We start from the raw sequence: 13,212 nt of genomic DNA on the forward strand, positions 1-13,212 counted from the left end.
TAGAGCGCCACCAGTTGGTCGAGCAGGGCGCGGCGGTGACGCCGAGCCGGTCGCCGGGCACGCCCAGCGGGGTGAGCGGCCCGTCGATCGACGGCCGGGAGCTCGGCGGGGAGCCGGTCCAGGTAGAGCGCCACCAGTTGGTCGAGCAGGGCGCGGCGGTGACGCCGAGCCGGTCGCCGGGCACGCCCAGCGGGGTGAGCGGCCCGTCGATCGACGGCCGGGTGGCGCTCACGATGTCCGCCGGGGCCTCGTCGGCGATGATCGCGGCGGTCCGCCCGGCCGGCCCGATCGCCGCCAGCAGCTCCCGGCCGAGGTCCTCCTCGATGCCGAGCGGGCGGGAGACGGGCCGCCCGGCGTGCCGGACGGTGGCCGGGTTGGCGCCGAGGAAGAGCGGGGCGGGGGAGACCTCGTCGTCGACCACCGTCATGCTCACCGACAGGTGGTGCCCCTCGAACCGCCACGCCCAGCGGTCGTCGCGAGCCGGGTCGCCGTAGAGCGCCACCCAGTAGTCGCCGCTGTGCCGGCCACGTCGCCACTCCTCGGCCCGGTCCAGCACCTCCTCCAGCGCCACCACCGTCATCGCCTGGGCGTACGCCGGTGGGCTCAGCGCGGTGGCCAGCAGCCGGTGCGCGGCCTTGCGCCCGGCGCGGTCCAGGTCGGCCAGGCACACCCCGGGTCGGGGCCGGGGCCGGTACTCCAGCCACCGCCGGCCCTCGTCGTCGAAGGTGTGCCTGGCGGCGGCGCGCGCCGGCTCGTCGAGCGTGGCCAGCAGCGCGCCGGCCGCCGTGCGCATCCGCTCCGGTACGGGATCGTCCATGGTGTCGCCTCAGTGGGAGGTGAGCAGGGTGAGCATCTCCGGCAGGTCGAAGAAGCGGGCGGTCTCCACCGCCGACGGGTCGCCGTGTGTCGGGTCGGCGCCCGCGTCCAGCAGCGCGCGGACCGCCTCGGCGTTCTTGCGGAACACCGCCGCCGCCAGCGCGGTCTGCCCCCGGTCGTTGGCGCGCGAGTGGTCGGCGCCCCGGGCGAGCAGGGCCGCCACCGTCGCCGGTCGGGCGTGGTAGGCGGCCAGGATGAGCAGGGTGTCGCCCTTGTCGTTGGTCATGTTCACCGGCAGGCCGGCGTCGACGTGGCCGCTGAGCTCCTCGGTCTCACCGGCGCGGGCCAGGTCGAACATCCGGTGGGCGAAGGCCAACGTCTCGGCGTCCAGGTCGTCGGTCACCCGTCCAGGCTAGTCGGCCGCCGCGCCCGGCGGACTGGTAGCTTGCCTGCCCACGACGGGAGGGTCATGGACGACGTGTACGTCGGCAACGCGGGTGTGGACGGTGCCACCAACGCCGGTTGGTTGCTCGGGCACTTCATGCCCGCCGGCGACCCCCGGCACAGCGCCGAGGTCGAGGTGAAGTGGGGCGTGCACCCGCCGGGGGAGGCCCGCTCGCGGTGGGCCACCCAGGAGCGGCGGATCGCGCTGCTGGTCCTGGTCAGCGGCCGGTTCCGGGTGGAGTTCCCGGACCGGACGGTGGTGCTGGGCACGCCGGGCGACTACGTGGTGTGGGGCCGCGGGGTGGACCACTGCTGGTACGCCGAGCAGGCGTCGGTGGTGCTGACCGTGCGCTGGCCCTCGGTGCCGGGCTACCGGGTGGACCCGCCGGTCTCGCGCTGATCCCCGGCGTTCGGGTCGGCGTCCCAGCATCCGGTATTACCTACTAAACCCATAGGCTTTGACTCCTATAGTGATGGCCGGACGCATCACCACGGGAGACCGCCATGACCGACCCGCACACCGACCTGCTCGCCGTCGCCGCCTCGTACGCCGACCCGGCCGGCTGGCCGGTGCCGCTGCGCTTCGACCCGGTCGAGCGGTGGTACGCCCGGCTCGCCGGCACCGACTCGCACGAGGTCTGGGCGCTGAGCTGGCTCCCCGGCCAGGGCACCGACCTGCACGACCACGGCGGCTCCTCGGGCGCCTTCCTGGTCGTCGCCGGTGAGCTCACCGAGGAGGCGGTGTCCGGTGGACGGCTGCGCCCGCACCGCCTGGCCGCCGGGGCCGGGCGACGGTTCGGCCCGCGGCACGTGCACGTGGTGACCAACCGCGCCCACCAGCCCGCGGTCAGCGTCCACGTCTACCGGCCCGCGCTGCGCCGGATGACCCGCTACCGGCTCGACGCCGGCCGGCTGCGGGTCGCCGACGTGGCCGAGGCCGGCGTCGCCTGGTGACCCTACCGTCCCCACCCACCCGCCGGCTCGTTCCTGGAAGGACCGCGAGGATGCCGCACCAGCACCACCCGAGTACCGACCGCCCGCCGCTGCCACCACCGGGATCCCGGGCATCGACGAGATCCTCGCCGCCGCCTGATCCGTTCCGGACTGGGTGACGGCGTGCGGGCGGAGACTCTGTCGCCCCGGCAGGCGTTTTCGCCGCCTTCCTGCCCGCTCCGATTGGCGGTCCCTGCCGCCTCCCTGGCCGCTCGGGCCGGCGGGTGTGCTCAGGCGACCGGGGTGACCTTGGCGCGGCGGTGCCGGCCGTACCAGGCGATGCCGATGGCCACTCCCACGCCGACGCCGAGCGCCGCCGCGGCCACCGGCACGGCCGGGCGCTCCCGCAGTCGCCGGCCCAGCGGGATCGGGTGCCGGAACTCCAGTACCGGCCAGGCGTTCTCCACCGCGAGCTTGCGCAGCGCCCGGTCGGGATTGACCACGCTGGGGTGGCCGACGCACTCCAGCAACGGTCGATCGCTGTACGAGTCGGAGTAGGCGTACGAGTCGGCCAGGTCGTAGCCCCGGGCGGTGGCCAGCTCGCTGACCGCGTCGACCTTGCTCGGGCCGGCGGCGTAGAACTCCACCTCGCCGCTGTAGCGGCCGCCCTCGACCGTCATCCGGGTGGCGATCACGTCGGTGACGCCCAGCAGCTCACCGATGGGGCGGACCATCTCCTCGCCGGAGGCGGAGACCAGCACGACGTCCCGGCCGGCGGCCTGGTGCTCCTCGATGAGGGCAGCGGCCTCGGCGTACACGTAGGGGTTGATCAGCTCGTGCAGCGTCTCCGCGACGATCTGACGGACCTGTTCCACCTGCCAGCCCTTACAGAGCGTGGCGAGATAGTCCCTGGTCCGGGCCATGGTCTGCTCGTCGGTGCCGCCCAGCCGGAACATCAGCTGCGCGTACGCCGACTTGACGACGTCACGCCGAGTGATCAGCCCGTCCCGGTAGAACGGCCGACCGAACGCCAGGGCGCTCGACTTGGCGATGACGGTCTTGTCCAGATCGAAGAAAGCGGCACTTCGGCCCACGGCGCGAAAGTCTAGCCCGATGGTCTAAGGTCGGCGGGTGCCCGGGGTCACCAGCCCCTCCGACCTGCGGGCTAGCCGTTGCAACCCCTGCTCTACGTGACGGCAATCACACGCTGTGGTCACAATTTCGCCCTGAGTGGGGTCGACACCACTCGACGTGAACACTCTGCTCGGGCATGCTTGTCCTCACGACGAGTATTCATATCTCGGACAACTCGCAGGCCCTCGGCGGTTGCACCCCCCGTGACCGCTGAGTGGTTCGGCTCAACCCCCCCGGAGCCGAACCTCCGACGACCCCCGTCTCCCCCCGACGGGGGTCGTCCCTATTCCGGGTAAACGTTCCGACGCAGGTCACGGCCACTCTTCCAGGTTGTCGGGGAAGCTCTCGCTAGGCAGCTCGGCCGCCGGAGTCAGCAGATCGTCAGCAGGCAGCGTGAAGGCTTCCCAAATGCGAGCGGCGTAGTCAGCAGGGGTGTGCGTGTACCGGTTCAGCGTCGTAGACGCCTGCTCGTGGCCCATGACCCGCTGCACCAGGTTGACCGGGACGCCGTCCGTGACCAGCCAGGTGGCGTAGGCGTGCCGCAGGTCGTGGAACCGCATCCCGCCCGCAGCCTTGGCCGCCACGCAGGCGACGGCCTCCCACTCGGTGGTGAACTCCGCCGACCACTCGACGCCCTCCCGGTCGGGCCAGGTCGCGCGATGCCGGTGCGGTCCGGTGTTGACGACCTGACCGAGCAGCCCGGCGCGCACCAGCGAGGGCAGCCAGACCCGGCGGCGGAAGTTCGACCGACGCAGTGGGCGACCGACCCGGTCACGGAACACCAGCGTTCGCGGTCCGGATCACCGGCGCTGGTTCGCAGCCGGCGCAGCGCGGACACCAGGAATCCCGGCAGAGGCACGGTCCGCACGCCGGCGGCTGGCGGGTGTGGGCAGCCGACCTCCCGCCGTGGTGCGGTGTGCACGTCCGGCCGGACGCCTGCCGTTGAGCCGACTCTGAACGATCACATGGGCCATCGGCACTGATTCGTGGTCAATCCCGAAGACCAGCATGGTGTTTGTGGCCATGAAGGTTGCCGCGTCCCTGACGGCCATAGCGATGCTCTCGGCATCTGGCGCATCGTCTTGTCGGCACCGGGAGGCGCGGCAGCGTGGTACGACTGCTTCAACGCTGCCACGAAACCGACAGAACGGGCGAGCCGATGACGACGAGCAGGGCAGGCGAGCTGGTGCGCATGCCTGGGGATCCGCAGATGGCAACGTACCTGGAACTGTTCTTCGACCTGGCGTTTGTCTTCGCGCTCGCCCAACTCTCGAACGCGCTGATCCAGGATCTCACCTGGAGCGGCGCCTTCCAGACGCTGTTGCTGCTGCTGACAGTGTGGCGGGTCTGGTTCAACACGACGTGGATAACCGACAGGTTCGACCCGCAACAACCGGCGATACAGCTGCTGGTCATCGCGACTTTGGTGGGCAGCATGGTGATCGCGATTGCGCTGCCCGACGCGTTCGGCAGGCAAGGCATGGTCTTCGCAGGGGTATTCGTCGCCCTATTTATCGGCACCAACGTCTTCCTTGTGATCGCCCTGCGGGGCCAGGCACCGCGGCGCACCTCCGGGCGGATACTGTTCTGGTACGGCGTTTCCGCGGTGCCGTGGATCGCCGGGGCGCTCTCGCATGGGACGGCGCGTGTGGCGCTGTGGACACTCGCGGTGGCCCTGGACTACGCCGCATACGCGCTTTACTACCCCACGCCGGGGATCGGCCGCTCGCCCACGTCGGATTTGCCGACCGTGGCCGAACACCTGTCCGAGCGCTACCGGCAGTTCTACATCATCGCGCTCGGCGAGTTGATCCTGGTCACCGGACTGGCGCTTCGCGGCACCGCCTTCACGCCCGACCGGACCGCTGCGTTCCTCGTGGCGGTCGCCACCACCGTGCTGCTGTGGCGGATCTACATCTACCGCGCCGGGGAACTGGCGGCCGCAGCCATCAAAGCGGCCCCCGACCCGGCCCGCCTTGCCGGATCGACGTCATACACCCACCTGGTCATGGTGGCCGGCATCGTCGTCACCGCCGTCGGCGACGAACTCGTCATCACCTACCCGTTCGGGCATACGCAACCGGCCTGGGTCGCCGTCATCCTCGGCGGACCCGCGCTCTTCCTCGCCGGGCGTGCCGGCTTCGAGTACGGGGTCTTCGGCCGCGTATCCCGGGATCGGCCGATCGGCCTGGTCGTGCTGGCCGCCCTGACACCGGCGATGCTCCTCCTGCCGCCGCTGCTGGTCGCCCTCGCCGCCACCGCAGTCCTCGCCGGGGTCGCCATCTCCGACGCCACTCGCGCTCGATCACATCCAGCCGAAGCGCCGTCGCCACCAGGCGCACCATCGTGACGGGCCGAGGGCAGCTACCCCGGTCCGATCCACACAGAATCCCGGCCGGCCGCCGGCTTGTCCGCCGGCATGTCGGGCTCCACTTGATGCGTGACGGCTTCCCGCATGATCGGTCGCCGCTGTTACACAGAGCTACTTCACCGGGCGGAACTCGACGGCCCGCCGGAGGCACGCGGCCAGCGGTATATGCGTGTGTTGAAATGTCACCAGCCAATCCAGGTTGGTGTGCCGTTGTGGGTGATTGTCGCTAGAACCGTGCAGCCCATCTTGTCTGCGGCGGCGGTGATGACGGCGCGGGCCGTGGCAGCGTCGTCCGGTGGGAACGCGACGTGGATCCGGTGCCCGTATGCGGTTTCGTAGGTCACTAGCCAGTCGCGGTCGGTGGCCTTGAAGCGGACCTGTCGCCCGTGGTCGCTCGTGAAGTTGCCGCGGTCCGCCGTAGGGATGAGGGCAGTGCGGAGGATTCCCCAGGCGTTCTTCGTACGGGCGGTCGCTGTCGGACAAACGCACGTAGACGTGGTCACGCTCGCGGGCGGCGTCGAACCAGGGGATCGCGTGCGTCTCACCGAGGCCCGGGACCGGGCGACGTCCACTCAGGTGGCCGTAGATTAGGCCCACTTGTCAGCCCCGTATGCCGGTCTTTGTTGGTGCGCCCTGGACCGATGTGCGGGAACGTCGAAGTTTCATTTGGGCGAGCGGGCGAGCCTGCGCCCGCATAACCCAGCGTGAGGGTCGGGGTGCGGGCCGGCCTGGTCGCCGTTCATCGTCGCCAGCAGGCAGACCGGACGGCTGCCAGCCTGCTCCGATGACAGGACCGGGTATCAACTCACACGGGAGGCGCCGTCGTGGGCATGGCACCCTCGGCGAGCTTGAGTCGCGTCCAGATGTTCATGTTGATCACAACGGCCACGATCTCCAGGATCTCGTCCTCCGTGAAGTGCGTGGCCATCCTGTCGTGTGCCTCCTGGACCCGGTTGTTGACGGTGGCGTCGGCGGCTCGGGTCAACGCCTCGGCGTAGGCCAGCGCGGCTCGCTCCTCCTCGGTGAACAGGTGCGTCTCCCACCACGCGGTGAGGGTCTCGACCTTGGACGGCGGGATGTCGGCGGTGCGGGCAGCGGCGTGGTGCACCAGAAGGCAGTAGCTGCAATTGTTGATCTGTGCGACGCGTAACCGCAGAAGCTGGGCCAGGGCCTGTTCCACCTGGAGTGTGGCGGTATGGCCGAAAGCTGCGGCGCCGGCGTTTGCCAGAGCCATGAGTTGCTCGTTTGACGTGGCGTTCAGTCGGACGTTCTGGATCCTGGTATCCAAGAGATGACCTCCTGTAGGTCACAACGACAACACCAGTTGTGGGGACGTCCACGTCGATGGACAGCCGTATCGGCCGACCATCCCCCGGTCGTGTGCACCGAAGGCGGAGTCAGCAGTGAGTCAGCAATCAGGCTGCTGTACGACGGTGACGGACGGGAAGGAGCGACCGAGCGGCTCGTGCCTGAGTAGGCAGGACGATGCCTGCTGACCCTGAATGACAATCCCGACCAGGCTCCCCCCGACGGGGGTCGTCCCTATTCGGAGTAGGTTCTCCGGCTCAGCTCGCAGGCCTCCCATGAGCGGCGGATCCGTACGTCGAGACCCGGGACGAGGGCAGGTCATCGCCAACATACGATCATGAAATGTTCGTGGTGGTACTGACCTACCTCGCCGATCTCGCCCAGATCGACGATGCGCTTGAGGACCACGTCGCCTGGCTGGACCAGCAGTATGCGGACGGGGCGTTCATCGCTTCTGGTCGTCGGGTTCCCCGTGTCGGTGGCGTGATCCTGGCTCGCAACCTCTCACTGGAAGAACTTGAGCGCAGGCTCGCCTCGGATCCGTTCCGCCAGCGGGGCCTTGCCGAGTACGCAGTGACGGAGTTCGTTCCCTCCCGCACCGCCGAGGGCTTCGAACACCTCTTGCCCTAGCCAGGATCAGTCGACCGGCCATCGCGGTGGAACTACGGCCGTACGTGCGGCCGGCATACTGCCGCCCATGATCGAAAACGGCCTCGGGTGAACGCAGAGGCTATATCGCCTCGGTCAACTCCTCAGGAACGCCAGCAGATCCTTGTTGACCTGGTCCTGGAGCGTGGACGTGATGCCGTGCGGCGCGCCCGGGTAGTAGATGTCCTTGGCGTTGGGGATGAGCAGAGCCGATTTCTTCGCCGAGTCCTTGACCGGGACGATCTGGTCGTCCTCGCCGTGCAGCACCAGGGTGGGGATGTCGAACCTGGCGAGATCGTCGCGGAAGTCCGTCTCGGAGAAGGCCTTGATGCTCGCGTACGCGTTCCACAGGCCGGCCTGCATGCTCCACAGCCAGAACTGGTCGAGGATCCCCTTCGATACCTCTGCCCCCTGTCGGTTGGCGCCGTAGAACATCTGCGCCAGGTCCTGGTAGAACTGCGACCGGTCCTTCACCAGACTGGCGCGCAGCCCGTCGAAGACCTCGATGGGCAGGCCCTCGGGGTTGTCCGGCGTCTGCACCATTATCGGCGGCACGGCGGAGATGAGGACGGCTTTGGCGACCCGTCCCGTCCCGTGGCGGCCGATGTAGCGCGTGACCTCACCACCGCCGGTCGAGTGCCCGACCAGCGTGACGTCGGTGAGGTCGAGCGCCTCGATGACCGCCGCGAGGTCGTCGGCATAGCCGTCCATGTCGTTGCCGCCGGAGGCCTGGCTCGACCGGCCGTGACCACGGCGGTCGTGCGCGACGACCCGGAAGCCGTTCTGCATGAGGAAGAGCATCTGCCCGTCCCAGGCGTCCGCGTTCAGCGGCCAGCCATGGGAGAAGGTGACAACTGGGCCCGCACCCCAGTCCTTGTAGTAGATCTCGGTGCCGTCCTTGGCCGTGATGTAGCTCATGCCGTTTTCCTTCCGATTCGTCACGGTCGGCATGCAGGCCGGACCGGCCGGGTACCGCAGGACCGCTCAAATGTCGCGAGAGAGGGTGCAGCAGCCCGCGCCCGTGATGTCGGCTTTACCCGATGCTAGGCGGCAGTGCGTGAACCATGCTGCCGGTTCGGCGAACGCGGGGAGGGCTCACGAACCGCGTCCACCGTTGCTCCGTCCCCTGGAATCTGGCAACCGGCAGCTGACGCGGTGGCTTGTGCGGCGGGTGCCCGGTAAGCGAGACGTCAGGCCATCGAGAAGGCAGCGAACCCGTTAGCAAGGGCTGCGGCCAGGTGCCACCGGACGGCGACGCGCGTATCGACAACCGCTGGCACCCGATCCGACCCGCACTTTCACCGCGGATGCTGATGCCGACGTCCGGATCGCAGAGCCGTGTCGAGGCCGTTCAGCCGCAGCACGCTTCCGCCGCGCAGGTGCGCCAGGTCCACAGTGCCGTCCCCCGCGTACCTGAGAAATGTCACCTGTTCGGTCCATTCCAGGCAGGTTCCGTCCGTCTCGGCGTCGAGCCGGACGGTGACCAGCGAGGTCCATCGCAGTTCGCCGTCGACGAGGGCCTCGTAGCCGTAGACGATCCGGTGGGTGCCCGCGATGTCGATGTACCGCGACCGGAACTCCAGCCGCTCGGGCGCGGTGTCCAGCCCGGTGAAGGTGCTGTGCGCCGTCTCGCCTCCGCCCACCCGGAAGTCGTGCTCGTAGGAAGCTTCGCTGCCGGGAAGCCGGAACCACCGCCGCCTGATCGCGGTGTCAGCGAACGCCGTGAAGACCTCGCCCGGCGGCACGTCGAGGTGCCGCGAGATCGTGAAGGTGTCGTGCCGAACCATGTCGTCCCTTCCGCTGTCACGGCCATGAATGGGTGGCCGCACGTCAGTTACGATCAGTAAGAAAGTTGCGCCCACCGGTTTTAGTCCGGCTCTCCCATACGCACTTTGAAGTCAGCTACTGACGCATGAGGAACACAAGGCATGACGAGCTTCCTTGGTACCGAGCTCGCACAGCGCGGGGTCGCGCCGGACTGCGTCCAGACGATCGAGCTCGTCCGCGATGTGCTGGCACGGGTGGGCGACAAGTGGACGCTGCTGACCATCACGGTCCTGGCCTCCGGCCCGCTGCGCTTCACCGCGCTGCACGAGCAGGTCGCCGGCATCTCCCAGCGGATGCTCAGCCAGACGCTGCGCGCCCTCACCCGCGACGGGTTGGTGACCAGGACCGCATACCCGGAAGTGCCCCCGAGGGTTGAATATGCCCTGACTCCGCTCGGCCGTTCATTGAGCGAGGCCGTGGACGGACTCGTGCACTGGGTCCGTGGCCACCAGAGCGACATCGTCCGCAACCGCGACGAGTTCGACCGGGCACCCGGCGCAAACACAGCCACGCTGCCCCACCTGTAGCCCGGGCACTGCTTCGCGGCTGGGACGTCTACCAGGAGCCCCACTGGGCACCAGGGTGAGCGGTGCCACGGCACACTGTCCGACGTGGGGACGCCAGCGCCGGTCACGGCTCACGACATGACGGTCGCACTGGACTACGGGCAGTTCACTCTCTCCGGCACGTCGGAGGGCGACTCGGACCTGGGCATGCTCGGGCGGGAGGCGCAGGTGGGCTCGCACATCGCCAGCGACGATCACACGGTGCTCGTTCTCGTGCCGCACCAGAACAACTTCGACATGGCGCTGCGGATCGAGGTGTGGGCCGAACCGCCGCCCCGGGACTTCGGTCAGTGGGAAGAGATCTTCGAGTGCGCGCTGGAGGTCGATGGCGGAGAGCTGTCGTACGGCTCGCCGACGCTGGCTTCCCGGCGGTGCGAGGTGCCCGACGGGCGGTACGGGGTGCGCATCTGCGGTCGGGGCTTCGTCAATCGGGGCTGGCCCGGATCCACGAGACCCGGCGACGTCTGGCGGGTGCAGCTCTGGCCGACCAGGCGAAACCTGCCGGACCGGAGGATCCGGGCCTGGCGTCCGCCCGAGCCGGGGGCGGCGCCTGTCCTGCCGGTCGCGCAAGCCGAATGACGGCAGCGACGATGACGACGCTGGACCGTTGTGGCTAGGCGGCGGTACGTGGCGAACGGCGTGCCGGGTGGCTACCGCATCTGGGACAACAAGGCCCGACGGTGGTGGGGAGACCGCTACGAGCTGTGCCCGGATGACCTTCTCGACGAGCTGAACGGCGAGGCCAACTACGAGAAGATCACCGCCCTGTTGAAGCGGTACCGGGCACTGAAGCGGTAGCCGCGGAGCGGGGCGGGGAGCCGGGGGGATGCTACTCATGAGTAACATGAGCTGATGACCGTGTACGCGCTCGCGCAGATCTCCATCCACGACCGGCAGCGGTACGACCGGTACGTCGCCGCCTTCATGCCGGTCCTCGCCAAGTACGACGGACGCCTCCTCGCTGCCGACGAGCGCCCGCAGGTCGTCGAGGGGACCTGGCCCTACGACAAGGTCATCCTCATGTCGTTCGACAGCCATGAGAGCTTCGAGCGCTGGGCCAACTCCCCCGAATACGGGGAGATCTCCCGGGACCGGGTGGCCGCGACGGACGGCGTCGTCCTGGTGGCCGACGGCATCCCTGGCAGCCGGTGACCCGGTTCGTCCCTATCGGATCACCGCTCGGCTGACGTCGGGCGCGGGCAGGAAGCAGACCAGTCCGCGCCCGCCGGCGTCGGTGACCACCCACGGGTGGCCCAGGTAGGTCTGCTGCCGGTACGACCGGCCCGGTTCCAGGACGGCGTACCGGCGCCGCTGACCGTCGTAGTCGAGCCAGTGCACCACGACCTCGGAGTCCCGCCGGTTGACGAAGTCGACGAACGTCTCCGCGCCGCCGCCGGTGGAGCGCAGCGACGATTCGCGGGACGGGGGCAGCGGCGGGAGTTCGTCCGATCGGGGCTGCCCGGGTGGGGTGGTCGGCGGACGAGGACGGGTGGTCGTACCCCCTGAGGGCTTGCGCGGCCGGTCGGTGGGCGAGGCGGCGGGGCTGGGCGACCGCACCGAGGCCCGGGTGGAGAGGGATACCGGCGCGGGGGAGAAGCTGACGGTGGGTTGGCCGCTCACCGGCTCGGGCACGACCGCCTGGTCGAGACCGGTTGCCGGCGCGGCGGCCGGGGACCTTCCTCGGGGCGCGGCGGAGCCGTCCAGATCGGCCAGGACGCGACGGCGAGGGTGGCGAACGCGCCGACCACGGCGCAGCCCAGCATCAGCGCCCGCCCCGGGCCGCCGGCGCGGGGTGACGGCCCGTGGGCGACCGGCCGCGCCGGTCCGGCGCGGGAGTCGCCGGCTCGGCGCCGTGCGTCTCCAGGTGGGATCGACGGGTACGGCGGGAGCCCGCCCGCGCGGCGGGGCTCGGGCAGCCAGCCCCCGATGCGCATGGTGGCGTCGGGGCGGTGGGTCTCGTCGGACGGATCGGCCATGGCCCCGTTCCCGGGCAGCGCAGCCACCCCGGTAGGTGGCATGGGGAACCGATTATCGGCGGCCCGCGATCGGGGTCGTCAATGGAGGACGGGACGACACTTGCCCGCCCTTTCGGGCTGGTGAGCTGCGACGCCGGCAATTTTCCGCGGCCGATCGGGCAGTTGTCCGCCGGGCCGGCGCGGCGACGTGACGTGCCGTCTCCCAGCGGCGCTGCATCGGTCCCCGGCGACGACATGGGAAGCGGATCGCCTTAGCAGATCCATTGGCTGGGCGTGGGTTGTCCACAAGGGCGGGCGTTGTCCACAGGCGACCGGTCGAGGCCCGTGGAGCGGAGGGTGATTGGAGCAGGGTCTGGTCAGCACCCCTGAGCCGGACCGCTGGAGGCCGCGATGCCACCCCGTACCTCACTTCCGCCGCACCGGCGGCTGCCGCTCCTGGTGACCGCGGACGGTGACCTCCTCGACGAGCTGCTCCGGCTCGCCGCCGCAGGCGGTACGGAGGTCGAGCTGGCCGCCGATCCCGCCGCCGCCCGCGCCCGGTGGTTGCCGGCGCCGCTGGTGCTGGTCGGCCGGGACCAGGCACAGGCCTGCCTGCGGGCGCGGCTGCCCCGGCGGCCCCGCACGGTCCTGGTCGGCCGCACCGGGGAGCTCGACCCGGCATGGGAGGTCGCCGACCTGATCGGCGCGGAACACGTGGCCACCCTCCCGGCGGCTGAGCCCTGGCTGGTCGACCGGTTCACCGAGTGCGGGTCCGACCGCCCGTTCGGCGGGCCGGCGCGGACGGTCGCGGTGCTCGGCGGGCGGGCGGCGCGGGGGCCAGCGTGTTCGCCGGCGCGCTGGCGGTCACCGCCGCCCGGGCCCGTCTGCGCACCCTGCTGGTCGACGCCGATCCGCTCGGCGGCGGCTCGACCTCGTTCTCGGTTGGGAGGAGCTGGACGGCCTGCGCTGGCCGGCGCTCACCGACGCCGACGGCCGGGTGGACGCGCCGGCGTTGGTCCGCGCGCTGCCCAGCCGGGGTGACCTGGTGGTGCTCTCCTGGGACCGGGGAGACCTGCTGGCCCTGCCCGCCCAGGCGATGGCCGCCACGGTCGACGCCGCCCGCCGTGGCCGGGACTTCGTGGTGGTCGACGTGCCCCGCCAGCTCGACGACGCGGCGGTGGTCGCGTTGCAGTCGGCCGACCAGGCGTAC

At 70.2% G+C, this 13,212-nt stretch carries 16 protein-coding genes and 2 pseudogenes; 9 read left to right on the forward strand and 9 right to left on the reverse strand.

The window, feature by feature from the left end; genetic code table 11:
- Together JNW89_RS12580 and JNW89_RS12585 are read right to left on the reverse strand one after the other, a co-directional pair.
- Nucleotides 1-817, reverse strand: a pseudogene (locus JNW89_RS12580) (DUF3500 domain-containing protein); the annotation flags it as partial.
- Nucleotides 818-826: 9 nt separating this feature from the next.
- On the reverse strand, nucleotides 827-1,219 hold the full coding sequence (locus JNW89_RS12585) for an ankyrin repeat domain-containing protein (RefSeq protein ID WP_238449066.1): 393 nt from the start codon (nucleotides 1,217-1,219) through the stop codon (nucleotides 827-829).
- A gap of 66 nt (nucleotides 1,220-1,285) precedes the next feature.
- Here JNW89_RS12585 and JNW89_RS12590 point away from each other — a divergent pair, with 66 nt between their 5' ends.
- Nucleotides 1,286-1,660, forward strand: coding sequence for a signal peptidase I (locus tag JNW89_RS12590; protein ID WP_238449067.1), 375 nt, complete (start codon nucleotides 1,286-1,288; stop codon nucleotides 1,658-1,660).
- A gap of 104 nt (nucleotides 1,661-1,764) precedes the next feature.
- Nucleotides 1,765-2,214: a cysteine dioxygenase family protein gene (locus JNW89_RS12595; RefSeq protein WP_238449068.1), complete on the forward strand. Its 450-nt coding sequence runs from the start codon at nucleotides 1,765-1,767 to the stop codon at nucleotides 2,212-2,214.
- Between the two features lie 269 nt (nucleotides 2,215-2,483).
- Here the strand turns inward: JNW89_RS12595 and JNW89_RS12600 are convergent, their stop codons facing one another.
- Both JNW89_RS12600 and JNW89_RS12605 read right to left on the reverse strand, forming a co-directional pair.
- Nucleotides 2,484-3,287, reverse strand: coding sequence for an HAD family phosphatase (locus JNW89_RS12600; protein ID WP_238449069.1), 804 nt, complete (start codon nucleotides 3,285-3,287; stop codon nucleotides 2,484-2,486).
- A gap of 351 nt (nucleotides 3,288-3,638) precedes the next feature.
- On the reverse strand, nucleotides 3,639-4,109 hold the full coding sequence (locus tag JNW89_RS12605) for a tyrosine-type recombinase/integrase (protein WP_238449070.1): 471 nt from the start codon (nucleotides 4,107-4,109) through the stop codon (nucleotides 3,639-3,641).
- Nucleotides 4,110-4,537: 428 nt separating this feature from the next.
- On the opposite strand from JNW89_RS12605, the gene JNW89_RS12610 reads away from it, so the two are divergent.
- A complete protein-coding gene (locus JNW89_RS12610) occupies nucleotides 4,538-5,677 on the forward strand; it encodes a low temperature requirement protein A (protein WP_238449071.1) in 1,140 nt (379 codons plus the stop codon).
- An 826-nt stretch (nucleotides 5,678-6,503) separates the two neighbouring features.
- Here the strand turns inward: JNW89_RS12610 and JNW89_RS12615 are convergent.
- Nucleotides 6,504-6,932, reverse strand: a complete 429-nt coding sequence (locus tag JNW89_RS12615; protein ID WP_238449072.1) for a carboxymuconolactone decarboxylase family protein — start codon at nucleotides 6,930-6,932, stop codon at nucleotides 6,504-6,506.
- A 416-nt stretch (nucleotides 6,933-7,348) separates the two neighbouring features.
- Between JNW89_RS12615 and JNW89_RS12620 the strand changes: the two genes are divergently transcribed.
- Nucleotides 7,349-7,636: a YciI family protein gene (locus tag JNW89_RS12620; RefSeq protein ID WP_238449073.1), complete on the forward strand. Its 288-nt coding sequence runs from the start codon at nucleotides 7,349-7,351 to the stop codon at nucleotides 7,634-7,636.
- A 114-nt stretch (nucleotides 7,637-7,750) separates the two neighbouring features.
- Here the strand turns inward: JNW89_RS12620 and JNW89_RS12625 are convergent, their stop codons facing one another.
- A complete protein-coding gene (locus JNW89_RS12625; RefSeq protein ID WP_238449074.1) occupies nucleotides 7,751-8,572 on the reverse strand; it encodes an alpha/beta fold hydrolase in 822 nt (273 codons plus the stop codon).
- A gap of 380 nt (nucleotides 8,573-8,952) precedes the next feature.
- On the reverse strand, nucleotides 8,953-9,441 hold the full coding sequence (locus JNW89_RS12630) for an SRPBCC domain-containing protein (protein WP_238449075.1): 489 nt from the start codon (nucleotides 9,439-9,441) through the stop codon (nucleotides 8,953-8,955).
- 141 nt (nucleotides 9,442-9,582) lie between these two features.
- Between JNW89_RS12630 and JNW89_RS12635 the strand changes: the two genes are divergently transcribed.
- The 4 genes from JNW89_RS12635 to JNW89_RS12650 all read left to right on the forward strand — a co-directional run bounded on the left by JNW89_RS12635 (nucleotide 9,583) and on the right by JNW89_RS12650 (nucleotide 11,199).
- Nucleotides 9,583-10,008 carry a helix-turn-helix domain-containing protein gene (locus tag JNW89_RS12635; protein WP_238449076.1) on the forward strand — a complete coding sequence of 142 codons (426 nt, stop codon included), beginning with the start codon at nucleotides 9,583-9,585 and terminating at the stop codon, nucleotides 10,006-10,008.
- Between the two features lie 117 nt (nucleotides 10,009-10,125).
- Complete coding sequence (locus JNW89_RS12640; RefSeq protein ID WP_238449077.1) at nucleotides 10,126-10,626, forward strand: hypothetical protein; 501 nt, start codon at nucleotides 10,126-10,128, stop codon at nucleotides 10,624-10,626.
- A gap of 30 nt (nucleotides 10,627-10,656) precedes the next feature.
- Nucleotides 10,657-10,845, forward strand: coding sequence for a hypothetical protein (locus JNW89_RS12645; protein ID WP_238449078.1), 189 nt, complete (start codon nucleotides 10,657-10,659; stop codon nucleotides 10,843-10,845).
- 54 nt (nucleotides 10,846-10,899) lie between these two features.
- Nucleotides 10,900-11,199, forward strand: a complete 300-nt coding sequence (locus tag JNW89_RS12650; protein WP_238449079.1) for a DUF1330 domain-containing protein — start codon at nucleotides 10,900-10,902, stop codon at nucleotides 11,197-11,199.
- A gap of 12 nt (nucleotides 11,200-11,211) precedes the next feature.
- Here JNW89_RS12650 and JNW89_RS37600 read toward each other — a convergent pair whose 3' ends face one another.
- Together JNW89_RS37600 and JNW89_RS12660 are read right to left on the reverse strand one after the other, a co-directional pair.
- The gene (locus tag JNW89_RS37600; RefSeq protein ID WP_238449080.1) at nucleotides 11,212-11,679 is read right to left on the reverse strand and encodes a hypothetical protein; all 468 of its coding nucleotides are present in this window, start codon (nucleotides 11,677-11,679) and stop codon (nucleotides 11,212-11,214) included.
- A complete protein-coding gene (locus JNW89_RS12660) occupies nucleotides 11,664-12,023 on the reverse strand; it encodes a hypothetical protein (protein ID WP_238449081.1) in 360 nt (119 codons plus the stop codon). The genes JNW89_RS37600 and JNW89_RS12660 overlap by 16 nt, the downstream gene beginning before the upstream one ends.
- Before the next feature lie 438 nt (nucleotides 12,024-12,461).
- Between JNW89_RS12660 and ssd the strand changes: the two are divergent.
- Nucleotides 12,462-13,212: pseudogene (gene ssd, locus JNW89_RS12665) on the forward strand (septum site-determining protein Ssd); the annotation flags it as partial.

Source organism: Micromonospora sp. 4G55, from assembly GCF_016803375.1.